This window comes from Sorangium sp. So ce295, assembly GCF_051527405.1.
GTDB lineage: Bacteria > Myxococcota_A > Polyangia > Polyangiales > Polyangiaceae > Sorangium > Sorangium cellulosum_B.
This window is the reverse complement of record NZ_CP150324.1, coordinates 1145417-1160057: the sequence shown is the minus strand read 5'-3', so window position 1 is coordinate 1160057 and position 14641 is coordinate 1145417. Positions and strand designations below refer to the sequence as shown.

Here is a 14641-nt window from a genome sequence, read left to right as displayed (position 1 = left end):
GAGGGAGGTTGATTCACCCCTGCCGGGCCTGCGCGGGCTGCGCAGTCCACGCTCACACGCCCCGCGCGAGCGAAGCGAGCTCAGCCCTGGCGCTCTTCGCTTCAGCTGTTTCCAGCCCGTCGGCGATGTCCGCCGAGCGCGCCGCCGCCAGCTCGCGCGCGTGCCCCGCTCGCCCGTGCGCTCTCCAGAAGCGACAGAGGCTGTGGAGGGCGCGCAGCTCCAGGGCGACGGAGCCCTGCGCTCGAGCGAGGTCGAATGCCGCACGGAGGTACGCCTCCGCTTCGTCAACGCCGCCGCCTGCGCCGAGGGTCGCCTCGCCCTGGATGCGCATCAGCTCGGCGCTCCAGAGGCGCACCAGAGATTTCTCCGCGATTTCGAGCCCGCGCCGCGCGACCTGCCGCGCGTCGTCGAACCGCCCCTTCGCGAGGAGCATGTCGCCGACGATGCCGAGGAACAGTGTGTGCGCCACACCGGCGTGCTCGTCGACCTTGCGACGGAGATCGTCGAGCGCGGTGCCCTCGAGCGCGGCGTCGCCCGCGGCCCAGGCGAGGAAGAACTCGGCCTCGACCCTCCAGTACGGGAAGCAATGCTTATCGCAGAGCGCTATCGCATCCTGGATATAGCGACGCATCGACACCCGGTCGCCGGTGTAGAAGAACAGCTCGGCTCCGATGAAGATGAGCGCGCACGTCAAGGTGTGGGCGTGCCGCAGCTCACGCGCGAGCGCGAGCGCCTCTTCCCCGCGCGCCAGCGCGTCCTCCGTCCGGCCGCGATGCCAGAGCACGAGCGCGCCGAAGCAGAGCGCGACCACCCGCAGATCGCCGCCGGTCACGGAGAGGTAGAGTCGTTCGTCGGGCGGGCACAGGGCGAAGGCCTGATCGAGCTGCGACAGCGCGCTCCGGAAGTCGCCCAGGAAGAAGTTCTGCGAGCCCAGCTCGAACTGCGAGACGGCGAGCAGCGCCGGCTCCCCGGACACCTCGGCGATACGCTGGAGGAGCTCCGAAAGGCGGACCGCCTCGCGGAGGTTGCTCATCACGTGATGGTGGAGGTGCAGCCCCACCAAGGCCCAGAACACCTCTGGGCTGTTGTCTGCACGCTCGCAGAGCGCCTGCGCGCGGGCATACGCGCGCTCGACGACGGGATCCGTATAGCCGCGGACGGCGATGAGCGCGGCGCCGTGCGCGAGCTGCATATCGATCTCGATCCGTTCGCGCGCCGGCATATGGGCCAGCGACTCGAGCAGCGCCAGACCCCTGCTGAGGTGGGCGGCCGCCTCGACGTGCGCCGAGCGCTGGTTGGCGAGGTGGCCGGCCTTGCGCCACTGGTCGACAGCGCGCTCCTCGAGATCTCCCTCGGCGAGATGGTGCGCGAGGAGCTCCGGCCTTGCTTCGACGACCTCCGGGAGCGTCTCCTCGAGCGCCTTCGCGATCCTCGCGTGCACCTGCTGCCGCGACCGCTTCAGCATCGAGTCGTACGCCGCGTCGCGGATGAGCCCGTGCTTGAACGTGTACGCGGCGCTCTTCAGCCGCCGCTTCCTGTACACGAGCTCCGCCGCCAAGAGCCTGTCCAGATCCTCTTGCGCCTCTGCCTCTCCGAGCGGGCTCACCGCCTGGAGCAGCTCGAACGTGAACTCCCGCCCGATCGCCGCCGCGATCTGCGCCGTCTCCTTGGCCCGGCCGAGGCGATCGAGCCGCGCCATCAGCGAGTCGCGAAGCGTGGCGGGTATCGCCAGCTCCGAGAGCGGCTTCACCAGCGCATAGCGCTCCTCGTTCTTCACCTCGACCAGCGCGCCGGCCTCGATCATCGCCAGGACCAGCTCCTCCACGAAGAGCGGCACACCGTCGGTGCGGCCCGCGACGACATCGAGCACCTCGGCCGGGAGCGCGCGGCCGCCGATGACCTTCATGGCCATCTGCTCGACCTCCGGCCGGCCGAGGCGCCCGAGCTGGATCTGCAGCACCGCAGCCGGCGACCACGACGGCGCGAACTCCGGCCGCGCCGTGAACAGCGCGAGCACGCGGGACGAGCCCACCTCGCCGACGAGCTGGCCGAGCAGCTCGAGCGTGCTCGGGTCGGCCCAGTGCAGATCCTCGATGAAGAGCGCGACCGGCTCCCTCTCGGCCATCTCGAAGAGCAGCGAGAGCACGGCGTTGCGCGTCAGCTCGCGCTGCTTCTGGGGCGAGGCGTCGAGCGGCGCCCACATCCCCGGCAGCGTGAGCGACAGGAGCGACGCGAAGAGCGGCATCGCCTCGGACAGGTCGAAGCCGTGGAGCGAGAGCAGCGCCTCCAGCTTGTCCGCCCGATCCTCGGGCTTTGCCTCGCGGCGCGGATCGATCAAGCGCTCGAGCAGGCTGACGATGGGGTAGAACGCGCTGTTCGCGCTGTCCGGCGTGCAGCGGCTCTCCAGCCAGCTGTGCGCCTCCGCATCGATCCGCTCTTCGAGCTCGCGGGCGAGGCGCGACTTGCCGATACCCGGCTCACCGGTGATGAGGACGGCCTGGCCTCCGCCGCTGCGGACGTGGCCCCAGCGCTCCAGCAGCGTGTCAAGCTCCCGCGCGCGGCCGACGAGGGGCACATCTCGGAGCCCGCCGGGCACGCTCCCGTCCCGCAGATGGAACACCTCGACCGGCGCTTCGGAGCCATCGAGCGAGCGGGAGCCATCCTCCTCCAGCGCGAAGTGCTTGCGGAGCAGCCGCTGCGTCTCACCGCTCACGACGATGCCGCCGGGCTCCGCCGCCGCGCTGAGCTGGGCGGCCAGGTTCGGCGTCGTCCCCACGACGTAGCCGAGGCCGGCGACCTTCAGATCGCGCAGCTCACGCGCGATCACCAGCCCGGTGTGGATCCCGATGCGGAGATCGATGCGGATCTTGCGCTCCGCCTCGACCGCCTCTCTTCGCCGGCGCAGATCCGCCGCCATCTCACGCGCCGACTCGGCCGCGCGGCGCGCGGCGTCCTCGCGCGCCGTCGGGTAGCCGAAATAGAACAGCACGCTGTCGCCGAGCACGCCCGCGACGTGGCCGTGGAAGCGGCGGGCGATCATCGTGCACGCCTCCTGCTGGAGGCCGAGGAGCTGATCGAGCTCCTCCGTGTCCACCTGCCCCTGCGCCGTGCTCGACGCCGCCAGGGTGCAGCAAACGGCCGTGATCTGGCGCCGCTCGCCCTCCACCAGCTGCTTGGAGCGCCCACCGTCGGCCAGCTGCCTGGCGAGCTCCACCGTCTCCGTCAGCATGTCCGGCGCGACCCGCTGGAGGCGCACGGGGGCGCTCCTCGATCGCAGCCCGCTCACGTCACACTCCTCGAGCTCACGCAGGAGCCCCTCGGTGGTGACGTTGCGCGCCGCCGCGTCCTTCGCCGTCGCGCGTCGGAGGATGTCCCCGAGCGGATGGTCGACGATGGTCGCGGGGATGGCGACGGGATCGGCGGACAGCTGGTTGAAGATCACGTCAGCCGCGGTGTCGCCCGCGATCACGCGCTTGCCGGTCAGGCACTCGAGGAAGACCAAGCCCCAGGCATAGAGATCGGTGCGCGGCGTCGGAGGCTGGCCGCGGAGCTGCTCGGGCGCAGCGTAGGCGGGCGTGCCCACGGACTCGTTGGTCAGCGTGAGCCGCGTCTTCTCCTCGCGGCTCGCCTCCTCCGTGAGCGCGCCGATACCGAAATCGAGCACGAGCACGTTGCGCCTGGCGCCGGTGGGGATGACCATGAGATTCGCGGGCTTGAGATCCCGGTGGATCACCCCCTGCGCGTGCGCGCAGCCGAGCGCGTCGAGGATCTGCAGCATGAAGTGCCGCGCCTCGCGAGGATCCAGCGGGCCCTCCTCGGCGAGGACCCGGGCGAGGTCCTTGCCAGGCGCGAACTGGAAGACCGAATAGACGACGTCCTCGTCCGCCTGCCCCGAGTCGATGAGGCTGACGATGTTCGGATGGTGGAGCTGCCCGCAGAGCTGCATCTCGCGCTTGAAGCGCGCGACGCGCTTCTCGCGCGCCTGCGCCGCGCCGCTCGATCCGAGCTGCAGCACCTTGATAGCGACGCACTGGCCCGTCGCGAGCTGCCGCGCCTTGTAGACGGTGCTGAAGCCGCCCTCGCCCAGCTCGGCGAGAATCTCATAACGGTCCCCGAGCACCGCGCCGATCTTCTGTCGAGAGTCCAAGCTGCCCCTGCCTTTGTGTGGCGCGCACTACCACGCACACCACATTCTCTACCTACAAGGAATCTTGTTCGCCTCGCAACCGTTTTTTATCGTGGCCTGGCCTTTCGAGGGCGCCGCCGCCTCGAACATTCTGGACGCCCCGGTGAAGGCGGGGTTGTCCCGCCTCGGCGGCATCTTGCTCATCGCCCGCTCGGCCATGGCGGTGATGGTGAGCGACGGGTTCACGCCCAGGTTCGCGGGCACCATCGAGCCATCGACCACGTAAAGGCCGTCGTGGCCGAACACCTGGTTGCGCTGGTCGATCACCCCGCGCTCCGGGCTGTCGGCGATCGCGCAGCCGCCAAGGATGTGCGCGGTAGTCGGGACGTTCAGCACGGCCTCGTTGATGGCGTTGCGCGGGGTGCCGTCCATCAGCACGGCGAGCCGCTTGCCAACCTCGTTGGCGACGGGGATGTACGCCGGTGGCTTCGGCTGGCCGGGCGGTCTGTGGGTGGTCATCCCGCCGCGCTTCCAGGCGAGCTGCATGTAATTGTCCACCGTCTGCATCACGAGCAGGATCGTGGAGCGCTTCGCGAACCTGAACGGCAGGAGCCCGGTGATCAGGTCGATGGGGTGGAGCAGCCGCCGGCCCAGCCAGCGCAGCCAGCGCGGCAGGCCCGGCGCGTCGTCGGTGAGCACCGTGCCCAGCGCGCCCATCACGTCGGAGCCGGCCGGGTAACGCACCGGCTCGATGTGCGTGCGCGCGTCCGGGTAGATGCCGCTCGCGATCGCGATGCCACGGGAGTAGTCGACCCGGTCGTCCCTGGCCGTCACCCCGAGGATGACTTCGCTGTTGGTACGCACGTAGTTGCCGAGCTGCGTGGAGAGGTGGGGTAACCGGCCCTCGGCCCTCGCCTTCAGCAGGAGCTTCACCGTGCCCAGCACGCCGGCGCTGAGCACCACCCCGCGCGCCCGGAGCGTGCGGCGCCGCTTCCTGAGCAGCGCGGTCGAACGCTCCAGGGTGAGCTCGTAGCCGCCGCCCGGGAGCGCTTCGATCGCGGTGACCATCGTCTCAGGCTGGATGGTGCAGCCCTTCTTCTCGGCCAGATAAAGGTAGTTGAGGTCGAGCGTGTTCTTGGCGCCGAAGCGGCACCCCACCATGCAGCCGCCGCAGTGGACGCACGTGGTGCGATCGGGCCCCTCGCCGGCGAAGAACGGGTCTGGCACGCGCTGCCCTTCCTGCTCGCCCTCCCTCGCGAAGAGGACACCCACGCTGGCGACGTGGAACGTGTCCCCCCGGCCCATCTCGTCGGCGATCTGCCGGAGCTGACGGTCGGCCGGCCAGAGCTTCGGGTTCGCGGTCACGCCGAGCATGCGCTTCGCGAGCTCGTAGAAGGGCATCAGCTCGTCGCGCCAGCTGGTGCCGGCCGGCCAGCCGGGGCTGGCAAAGGCCTCGGGCGGGGGCACCAGCAAGGTGTTGGCATAGACCAGCGAGCCGCCGCCCACGCCCGCGCCCGAGAGGATGAGCGTGTCGCTGAGCAGCGTCAGCCGCTGGATGCCGTGACAGAGCAGCCTGGGCGCCCAGAGGAACTTCCGTACATTCCAGTTGGTCTTCGGGAAATCCTCCTTGCGCCAGCGCTTGCCGCACTCGAGCACGGTGACGCTGTAGCCCTTCTCGGTGAGGCGCAGCGCGGAGACGCTGCCGCCGAAGCCCGAACCCACGATGGCGAAGTCGACGTCGAAATCCATGCCACCCGCTTCTCGGGGGGGAGTATGGCCCAGCCGGTCTCCAGAGCCCACCGGCGGACGCGGCTCGGCCTCGCGCCTCGCGCCTCGTTGACCGCGCGCACGCGCTCCGACGCCGCCGTCGCCGAGAGCGGGGCGCGCCGTTCTGGAGAGGCGCACACCTCGGCGGGGATCTCGGCGGCCGGAGGACGCTCTCGACGTCCGCGGTGCGCCCAGGCCAGCGCAAGGTGCTGGTCGGCTGCTCGCTGCGCAGCAGCGCCCGCGCGCCGGCGCCCGGCGCAACACCTCCACCCGCGGCATTCACCGCTGGTACGCCCCGTGCGTAGCGCCACCGCGGACGAGGAGACGCGAACCATGGGCCATCCGACCATCTACCCCACCGGGGTCACCCTCTATGACCCGGACCGGAGCTGGAACGGCTATACGATCTTCCAGGCTGCAGGGGTGGGCGCGCTGCTCATCGACATGAACGGCCGTGAGGTGCAGCTCTGGAATGGGCTGCACGGGTTTCCCAACAAGCTGGTGCCCGGTGGACAGGTGTTCGGCAGCACCGGGGAGCGCGACCCGCGGCACGGGGCGCAGGACCAGATCGACCTCGTCCAGGTCGACTGGGAAGGCAACGTGGTGTGGCGCTTCGACCGCCTCGAGCACATCCACGATCCCGGCGAGGCGCCGCGCTGGCTTTCGCGCCAGCACCACGACTTCCAGCGGCAGGGCAATCCGGTCGGCTATTACGCGCCCGCCCAGGGCTACGGCGCCGAGGCGGATTTCTGCGTCGCGCCCACGGAGGGGAGCGAGGCGCAGAGATGATCGGCGTCAGGCGGACCGGCGCGCGGGCGCCCACGTGCTCGACGCGCTCCCGGGCGGCTCGCGGCGCGGCGAGCTGGCCTCGTCGGTCGCTGCGCGGCGCGAGGAGCGCGCGCTGCTGGTGACCGGCGCGGCGCCCGTGGAGGCGCAGGGGGCGCCCTGGGAGGCGCTGTGTGCGGCGGCGGCCGAGCCAGAAGGCGAGGAGGCGTCGGCGGGCCTTCTGTGCGGCGCGTGGCGGCCTCCTCCCGACGAGCGTGCGGTCGCCCGCGGCGGCGGCCCGTGCCGGACCGCCGCCGCGCCAAGCCGCCTGGATCTTACCTTGGTCTCCCGGGTCGCCGAGGAGGCCAGCGACTGCGGCCCGGGAGGACCTTTCTCGACTGCGCGGCGCTACTGGAAGGTCACCGAGAGCGTCGGACGCCTCGCGACATTGGCCACCTCGCTCGAGCAGATGCGCAGATCCTTGCCGGTCGCGGTGTTGGCGAGCACGAGGCCTTGATTGGCGGCGCTGCTCCGGACCCACCTCTGCACGCTGCCTGGGTCGAGCGCGATCGATCTGCGCTGATAGCCGCTATCGTCGATGTTCAGGAACTGAAAGGTCGGTCCCTGCACGTCGCCCGAGCCGATGCCCGGCGCGGTCCAGTTGCTGCCCGCGCCCCCACTTGTGAAGCCCAGCGTCGCGGAGCCGTAGCTCCACGGCGTCTTCATGAAGTTGCCGTTCAGGGCTTGCGGTCCGACCCAGCTCTCGAAGGTCACGTCGAGCTTGGCGGCCGTCACCGTGGCGGTGGTGGGGATCTGCGATACGTCGAAACGAATGAGCGCCTTCATGGTGTAGCGGCGCGTGTCGGCGAGGAGCACGTCGTTGGTCTTGTAGACCGTGCCGACAGGGTTGCTGGACGAGTAATTCAGGCTGGAGATGCTCAGATCTTGCACGCCGGTGTAGCCATTGACGCCCTGAGTGAAGGTCAGCGTCTGCGCTGTACCGCTGGGCGGCGTCGGCTCGGTCGGCGTCGGCGGCGTCGGCTCGGTGGGCGGCGACGGTGTGGTCGGCGTCGACGTCGGAGGCGTCGAGGAGCCCGCCGTGACAGCGCCGGTGGCGCTGACCTTGAAGCTCAAGGTCTCGCTGGCGCCCGACACCTGCAGCGCGCCGCCCGCGCTCACGCGGATGCGCCATTTTCCGCCGGAGGCGACGGCCGTGACCGCGTATCCGGAGCTCGAGGGCGCAACATCGACCAGCACATGCTCGGCTGCCGCTTGCGAGACCAGGTACTCCGCGCTCGACACGGTATTACCGCGCCCTCTCATTGATGCGGCAGCGCATCGCATCGAGCATGCTGCTTGATGGTGAGGGGTTCTGCCCAACGAGGCTGGCCATCAAGGAGAGTGCTCGCTCCGCGTGCGCGACCCGAGAGGACGACTCCGGAGGGCCGCGGCGCACGCGCATTACCTCCAGCCCCTCAAGATTCTCATCGCAGCCCTCTCTGCGCACGGTTTCGTCGACCCCAGAGAAGCCCTTCCCGCGCGGGCACCCCACTTCCGTCCATCGGTCGAAAATTACCACCTCTTGTTGCTCCCGCGCCCGCCTCACGACGGGGTAGGCCGACCGCAGGAGCGGAGCAGCGGCGCGGTGCCGGCCACAAAATAGGCGACGAGGAGACCTGATCTTGGCGGACAGCCTCCTCGTCGTGCTCCGGTTCTTGTGCCCAGGAATCGAAGCGGTCGCAGTGTTATCCAGAGCGCCATCGACATCAAGCGCTGGCAGCAGCAGCTGCCCACGGTCGTCGAAGCTAGGCCTGCGCGCTGCCCCGTCTGCGGCGCTGCGAGCTGTCCGCTGGGCGGCGCCATCCGGCTCCAAGGCCACGGCAGGCGGGAGCGGCAGGTCTGGGGCCCCACCAGCCCGGACCAACCTCCCGAGGTGCTCTCGGTGACCGCCCGCCGCTACCGCTGCCTCGATTGCGGCGCGGTGCTCCTCGTCGTTCCTCGCGGTGTGCTCGGCCTTCGCGTGTACAGCGCCGCCGCGATCGGCTTCGCCCTCGCGCTCTGGGGCCTGGCGCTCTCGACGGCGGCTGAGGTCCGTCGGCGTGTGGGCCCGGCGAAGATCCTCGGCGACAGCGCCGTCGCTGGTTGGGCCACGCTGCGCCGGTGGGCGCGCGACGTCGCGCAGCGACGTCTGTTTGCGGATGCCCCCGACCCAGGCCCGTCCGCCTCGCTCCGGAAGAGCGCAGCCGCCGCTGCGGCATCACTCGCGGCAAGCGCGGACCCGACGACCCGGGCGCTACCGCTCGAGCAGCGCGCCTTCTTCGGCGCCGCGCATGCGGCGTGAGGTCCTTTGCCCCCAAGGAGACCCACTCGTACAGCCCACCTGAGAGGATCGCTGCCGAAAACGCCGCCGATCCCGGACAAGGACCGCGCGCCAGCAAGGCGCAGAAAGGACCTGTCCGAATGCCCCTCGGCCCTGCCGACCCAGCCGAGACCGTCGCGATCTATCGCGCCACGGTCATTGGCCCTCTCATGCATCGCGTGCTCACCCACGGCCAGCTCGCCGCCGAGCTGCGCACGCTCAGCGAGCAGCGGTTTCGACCGCCGGGCGCGCACAGCACGCGCACCTACTCGGTGCCCACGCTCGAGCGCTGGCTGTATGCGTATCGCTCCGCTGGCCTCGACGGCCTGCGCCCGCAGCCGCGCAGCGATCGCGGCTTCGCGCAGGGCCTGTCGGAGGAGCTGCGCACGCTGCTGCTCGACATCCGACGCGAGCATCCCGACGCCTCGGTACCGCTCATCCTCAAGACGCTCGTCGACGAGGGGCGGCTCGAAGCGGGCAAGGTCTCCGAGCCCACCGTACGGCGACTGTACGCCGCGCACGGCCTTCGCCGCCGCGCCGCGCGCGCCGAGGGCGAGTCGAAGACGCGGCTGCGCTGGCAGGCCGAGCGCCCCGGCGCGCTCTGGCACGGTGACGTCTGCCACGTGACCGGCTGCACCGTCGGCGGCAAAGCGACGCCGCTGCGCATCCACGGGCTGCTCGACGACGCCTCTCGTTACGTCGTGGCGCTCGAGGCGCACACGACCGAGAAGGAGGTCGACATGCTCGCCATGACCGTCGACGCCCTGCGTCGCCACGGCAAGCCCGACGCGCTCTATCTCGACAACGGCTCCACCTACCGCGGCGATGTCCTCAAAACCGCGTGCGCGCGGCTCGGCATCACGCTCCTGCACGCAAAGCCGTACGACCCAGAGGCGCGTGGCAAGATGGAGCGCTTCTGGCGCACGCTGCGCGAAGGGTGCCTGACCTACCTCGGCGCCGTGGCGTCGCTCGTCGACATCAACACGACGCTCCGTGCCTTCCTCGACAGGCGTTACCACCCGGCGCCGCACGCGGGCCTGCTCGGCCAGACCCCGGCGAAGATCTATGCGGCTCGCCCCGCCGCCGAGGGCGGCGTCGACGAAAAGGCGCTGCGCGTCGCGCTCACCGAGCGCACTCGCCGCCGCGTCTCGGGCGACAACATCGTTTCTGTCGACGGTGTCGCCTGGCAGCTCGATCAGGGCTACCTCGCCGGCCAGATCGTCTCCGTCGCCCGGTGCTTCGTCGCGCCTGACGAGCCGCCGTGGGTCGAGCACGAGGGCAAGCGCCTGGTGCTGCATCCGGTCGATCCGCAGCGCAACGCGCGGCGCAAGCGGGTGCCGTGCGGCGGGCCTGCGGCGGACAAGCCGACACGCCCGGTGGACTTCAACCCCGCGCGGACGCTCGGCCGCTCGATGGGCACTGGCGCCGACACGAGCGAGCGCGGAGGTGAAACGTGAGCGAGTCCTATGTCCGCTTCTTCACCCTCTCCGCCGCCCCCTTCTCCAAGGAGATCCAGGACGGCGACCTGTGGCTGCCGCCCTCCAAGGAGCAACTCGTCGAGGAGGTGTGCGAGGCCGTGCACGAGCACGCCCAAGTGCTGCTGGTCGGCGAGCCCGGTGCCGGCAAGACATGTGTGCTGCGGGCAGTGCGTCATCGGTTGCCGCAGGCCGGCTTCCGGCTGACCTACTGCCACAACGCCACGCTGGGCCGTCGCGACTTCTATCGCCAGCTCTGCCATGCCCTCGGACTCAACCCCGCCGCGACCGCAGCGGCTGTCTTCTACGCAGTCAGCGCGCATATCGAGACCCTCGGCCGCGAGCGCATCCACCCGGTTTTCCTGCTGGACGAAGCGCACCTGCTCCACCAAGACACGCTCGATCATCTCCACATCCTGCTCAACTACGAATGGGACAGCCGCGCCCTGCTGTCGCTGATCCTGGTAGGGCTCTCTGACCTCCAAGACCGGCTTGAGCTGCGCAAAAACCGCTCGCTGTATTCGCGCATCGAGCGGCGTCTCTCGATCGGTGCGATGGTGCCCGACGATACCGGAGAGTACGTGCGGCTACGGATGAGCCGCGCCGGCGCCGACCGCGACGTCTTCACCGCGGACGCTCTGACGCTGCTCCACGAAGCGGCCGGCTCGAGCCTGCGCGAGATCGACCGCATGGCCACCGCCGCGCTGCGCGAGGCGGCGCGACGGAAGAAGAAGCTCGTCGAGCGTGACGTGATGGCACGCATCGTCGGCGATCTGGGGACGGACGGCAGCTGACGCTGACCGACACGACGGGCGTCACCTCGGCGCTGGCAAAGGAACACCTCGCCGGCGCCGACGGCCACGAACGATGATGGCCATCGCGAGTCGCCCTGCGGCGCGCGTCCGAGCGATGGCCATCGCTCTCCTTGACTGCAACCGCGCACGCCGGCGATCGCCATCAAGCGGCCTGCGCGGCGGACCATCAGCCAGCCTGAGCGTCAACACACGGTGCCGGTCGCGGCCTGATCGGCCGAGAACAGCACGACCTGATTCTGCGGCGCCGAAAGCTCGACGCCCACCACGTTGCCGGCGATTACGTTGCCGTCCGCAGCCGACAGTCGCGTTTGCTCGCCGAGCGTCGCGCCCGCCGAGACGACGGTCAGCCACTGCTGCGCCGCCGCACGCACCGGAGCGTGCACCTCGAGCCGCGCCGTCGAAGCGGGCAGCGTCGTCGTCGTCGTGCTCGCGCTCTTCGGCAGCAGCGCGCGCACGCTTCCAACCAGCGTGGTCCCCACCACGACGTCGAAGCGCTTCTGTGTCGCGTCGGCGGTGGTCACCTGACGCGGCGCCACGGGTGTGTGAAAGCTCATCCACTGGTCCGCGCTGGCCTTCGCCACCGTCGTGCGGTCGAACAGCACGAAGCTGCCTGGACGGAAGAACACCACGTCGCGCGTGAACTGCGAGACCGGCTTGACCGTGGGGCTGCCGTACTGGTCTCCGAGGCCCGTGGCGCGCGCGCGCACGAACGCGCCGCGGTCCTCGTACCGCTCTACATGGGCGTTCGAATCGACCGGTGAGAGCGAATTTTGTCCGGGGTTGTACCGGTTCGTGGCGTCGTCGACGAAGAAGGTATTGTGCAGCCGGCGCTGGCTCGTGCCGTAGCTGTCGTCGTTCACCAGGTTCTCGCAGGCGTTGCCGCAGTTCTGGGGCAGCCAGCCGGTGGCGTTCATCAGTACCGGCTGATCGCCGACCACCACGCTCAGACCGCCGGCGTTGAACATCTGCTCACCGGAGTAGGCGGCGTTGATGTACGCGCCGCCAGACAGCGCCCCCCACACGGCCGTCTTGTCCCAGGACGAGCGCATGCCGACGTGGCCAGGGCCGGCCGCGAAGTGCGACAAGCCGCTCGACTGGTACCCGCTCCTGGCGGCGGCCGGATCGCCATACAAGAACTTGGACCACGGCGCCGAGTCGTCGCCTGCTGCCGCGATCACGTCGGCGGCGAAGCCGCGCGCGACGGCGGCCGAGGTGTCACCCTGCTGCTCGAGCATGGTCGCCAGGCCGAGGAACATCGCCACAGAAGGACGCATGTTGATGCCCGCACGAATCGTGCCCTGGTCGTCCATGTGCTTGAGTGAAGGCCACGTGAAGTACCGAGCATAGGTCGCCTGCTCGCGGGCCAGCGGCAGCTCCTTCCACCAGTCGAGGCCGGTCGCCGTCTTGGTCGCCCACAGCGCCTCGACCACGTACAAGACGGCCCTGCCGCCGTAGCCCCAGCCCTCGGGCCAGCCTCCGCCGGCCATCATGCTCGTGAACTTCGGCTTCACGAGCTGTCCCCACATGCGCGTCACGACGTCGTTCCAGTACGCGCCGGCCTTGGCGTTCTCGCCCTCGGTCGCCAGCGCCGCCGCGGTCTTGGCGAGGTAGTAGCCGGCGAAGTAGTTACCGATCGGGTCGTTCTTGATCAACCCGCTCTCGTCATACCAGTCGATCCACGCGTTCATCGAAGCGACCAGGCGCGTCTTGGTCGCAGCCGGCAGCGCCGGGTAGAGCCAGTCGTAGCCGAACGCCATACCGACCACGTAGTTTCGGATGCCGTAACCCAGGTCCGTCGACGGCTTCTGCCCCCCGGACGCGACCGGGGTGCTCATGGCCTCCAGCAGGCGAACGCCGGCCTCGCCGTAGCGAGCCTGCGCGGCCGTGTCGTTCGTCACGCGATAGCAGATGCCCAGCGCGCGCACGACCGGCGGATACTCGTCACCTTGATAGCCTTGCCCGACGCTCGGGTAGCCCGGGTAGGTGCTGCCGTTCGGCGGGTGCATCGTGCCGGTCGTGTAATCGTCGCAGCGCTTCTTCAACGCCGTCCAGGCGGCGTCGCCAGCCGCGGCGCGCGCCTTCAGGCGCGCGATGACGGAGTCGGTCAAGATGAGCCGCGCGGCGGGGCGCGCCACCAGCATCTCCTCGCTCGCGCCCACGTCTTCTTCGGCCAGCTCAGCCAGATCGTCCGAATCGGAGACGCCCAGGCAGCCGAGCAGGCCGGAGATCCCGGCCAAGAACGCCAAGGGAAGGAGGTGACTGATTCTACGCATTGAGTCTCCTTTGACGGAAGGCACACACGTGCCCCGTCGCAGACTTGCTTCGTCTGTGGGTTACCCGTTCGGCGACTGACCTCGAATCGGGGCCTGGGCGGCCCCTCCGCGGTCACGTCCTCATCGAGCGGCGCTCAACGATCGACATCACCACGAGCGAGGTGATGAGCTTCCCGGCGGCAAACGACCGCGACCCAAAGCATCGAGAAATCGAATGCATGGCTTCTTCTCCCCCGGCGTCGTCGAACCGCTGCGGTGGACAGGACCGTGACGGGCGAAGGCACCAGGGGGCAAAAGAGGAGCCTCCCGCTGCATGCCTTCGCGCCGCGAACCATCGGTGCAGACCATCCAGCACCAGAGGGTGCGGATACAGGCGCTCTCGTGAAACGACTCTATTCCCGGATCGACATGTCCGGTCAAGACGAAATACTTTCCAGGATCAAACGACCGCCAATTAGGTCGCACACTTCGGTCGTCATTCACATCAAGGCTATAAATTTTCGATGCAGAACTGAAGTGCTCAGGCCGCCCGCCGGTGTGAAGCAAGGTATAGAGAAGCGGCCGTCCGCTCGCTTGAGTGTATGAACGCAGACGAAATCCACAGAAGTGTTGGTGAACACCCAGCGCGACTGGGTTATCCAGGCCAGCCAACGACCTTTACTTACCTGACCCCGCGCTGGCTGGCTCGGCGGCGGCCCCCGCGACGCGATGGAGGTCGCGCGCTTCGTTGGCGACACCGCGACTCCGCAAGCAAGAAGCCGCTCCCAGTCCTGATCGAGCGCTGTGCCGAGGGTTGGCTACCCGGATCGCGGCTCGCCAGGGCCGCTGGAGCGCCGCTCGCCGTGACCTTCGTCCGCGCGGTCGCGAGGCTGCGAAAGGCGTGCTCGCGAGCCGCTCGCCGATGGAGCTCGTGTACCGGTCGCGGAGCGCGAGTGCGTCGACGAGCTGCCGGTCCTTCGCGCGCTTGTCGTGGAGAGCAAGACTCCAAAGCAGCGCGAACGCCGCTCGCTTCTCGAATTCCCCCTCTTCACGGCTCCACTGCTCGACCTTCGCCCACGCGT

7 protein-coding genes and 1 pseudogene are annotated in these 14641 nt (G+C 69.6%); 4 read left to right on the top strand and 4 right to left on the bottom strand.

Translation table 11 applies throughout. The features are described 5' to 3' along the window. Window positions 1-52: 52 nt before the first annotated feature. The gene (locus WMF11_RS04380; RefSeq protein WP_437976533.1) at window positions 53-4147 is read right to left on the bottom strand and encodes a TOMM system kinase/cyclase fusion protein; all 4095 of its coding nucleotides are present in this window, start codon (window positions 4145-4147) and stop codon (window positions 53-55) included. A gap of 48 nt (window positions 4148-4195) precedes the next feature. Continuing rightward, window positions 4196-5875, bottom strand: coding sequence for a GMC oxidoreductase (locus tag WMF11_RS04375; RefSeq protein ID WP_437976532.1), 1680 nt, complete (start codon window positions 5873-5875; stop codon window positions 4196-4198). A 351-nt stretch (window positions 5876-6226) separates the two neighbouring features. On the opposite strand from WMF11_RS04375, the pseudogene WMF11_RS04370 reads away from it, so the two are divergent. Next, window positions 6227-6613 (top strand): annotated as a pseudogene (locus tag WMF11_RS04370) (thioredoxin); the annotation flags it as partial. 453 nt (window positions 6614-7066) lie between these two features. Here WMF11_RS04370 and WMF11_RS04365 read toward each other — a convergent pair. Beyond that, window positions 7067-8002, bottom strand: a complete 936-nt coding sequence (locus WMF11_RS04365) for a DNRLRE domain-containing protein (protein ID WP_437976531.1) — start codon at window positions 8000-8002, stop codon at window positions 7067-7069. 373 nt (window positions 8003-8375) lie between these two features. Here WMF11_RS04365 and WMF11_RS04360 point away from each other — a divergent pair, with 373 nt between their 5' ends. From WMF11_RS04360 to WMF11_RS04350, 3 genes are all read left to right on the top strand, one after another. After that, window positions 8376-8999 (top strand): hypothetical protein, encoded by a 624-nt coding sequence (locus WMF11_RS04360; protein WP_437976141.1) that lies wholly within the window; start codon window positions 8376-8378, stop codon window positions 8997-8999. Between the two features lie 119 nt (window positions 9000-9118). Then, entirely contained in the window at window positions 9119-10474 is a 1356-nt protein-coding gene (locus tag WMF11_RS04355) for a DDE-type integrase/transposase/recombinase (protein ID WP_437976140.1), read from the top strand. Further along, on the top strand, window positions 10471-11286 hold the full coding sequence (locus WMF11_RS04350; RefSeq protein ID WP_012238190.1) for an ExeA family protein: 816 nt from the start codon (window positions 10471-10473) through the stop codon (window positions 11284-11286). The genes WMF11_RS04355 and WMF11_RS04350 overlap by 4 nt, the downstream gene beginning before the upstream one ends. 203 nt (window positions 11287-11489) lie before the next feature. On the opposite strand, the gene WMF11_RS04345 is transcribed toward WMF11_RS04350, so the two are convergent. Then, window positions 11490-13580 (bottom strand): hypothetical protein, encoded by a 2091-nt coding sequence (locus tag WMF11_RS04345; RefSeq protein ID WP_437976530.1) that lies wholly within the window; start codon window positions 13578-13580, stop codon window positions 11490-11492. Window positions 13581-14641 lie beyond the last annotated feature (1061 nt).

Coding starts and splice junctions, on each gene's coding strand:
- WMF11_RS04375 (WP_437976532.1), bottom strand. CDS start 5,875: ATGGATTTCGACGTCGACTTCGCCATCGTGGGTTCGGGCTTCGGCGGC.
- WMF11_RS04365 (WP_437976531.1), bottom strand. CDS start 8,002: ATGCGATGCGCTGCCGCATCAATGAGAGGGCGCGGTAATACCGTGTCG.
- WMF11_RS04355 (WP_437976140.1), top strand. CDS start 9,119: ATGCCCCTCGGCCCTGCCGACCCAGCCGAGACCGTCGCGATCTATCGC.
- WMF11_RS04345 (WP_437976530.1), bottom strand. CDS start 13,580: ATGCGTAGAATCAGTCACCTCCTTCCCTTGGCGTTCTTGGCCGGGATC.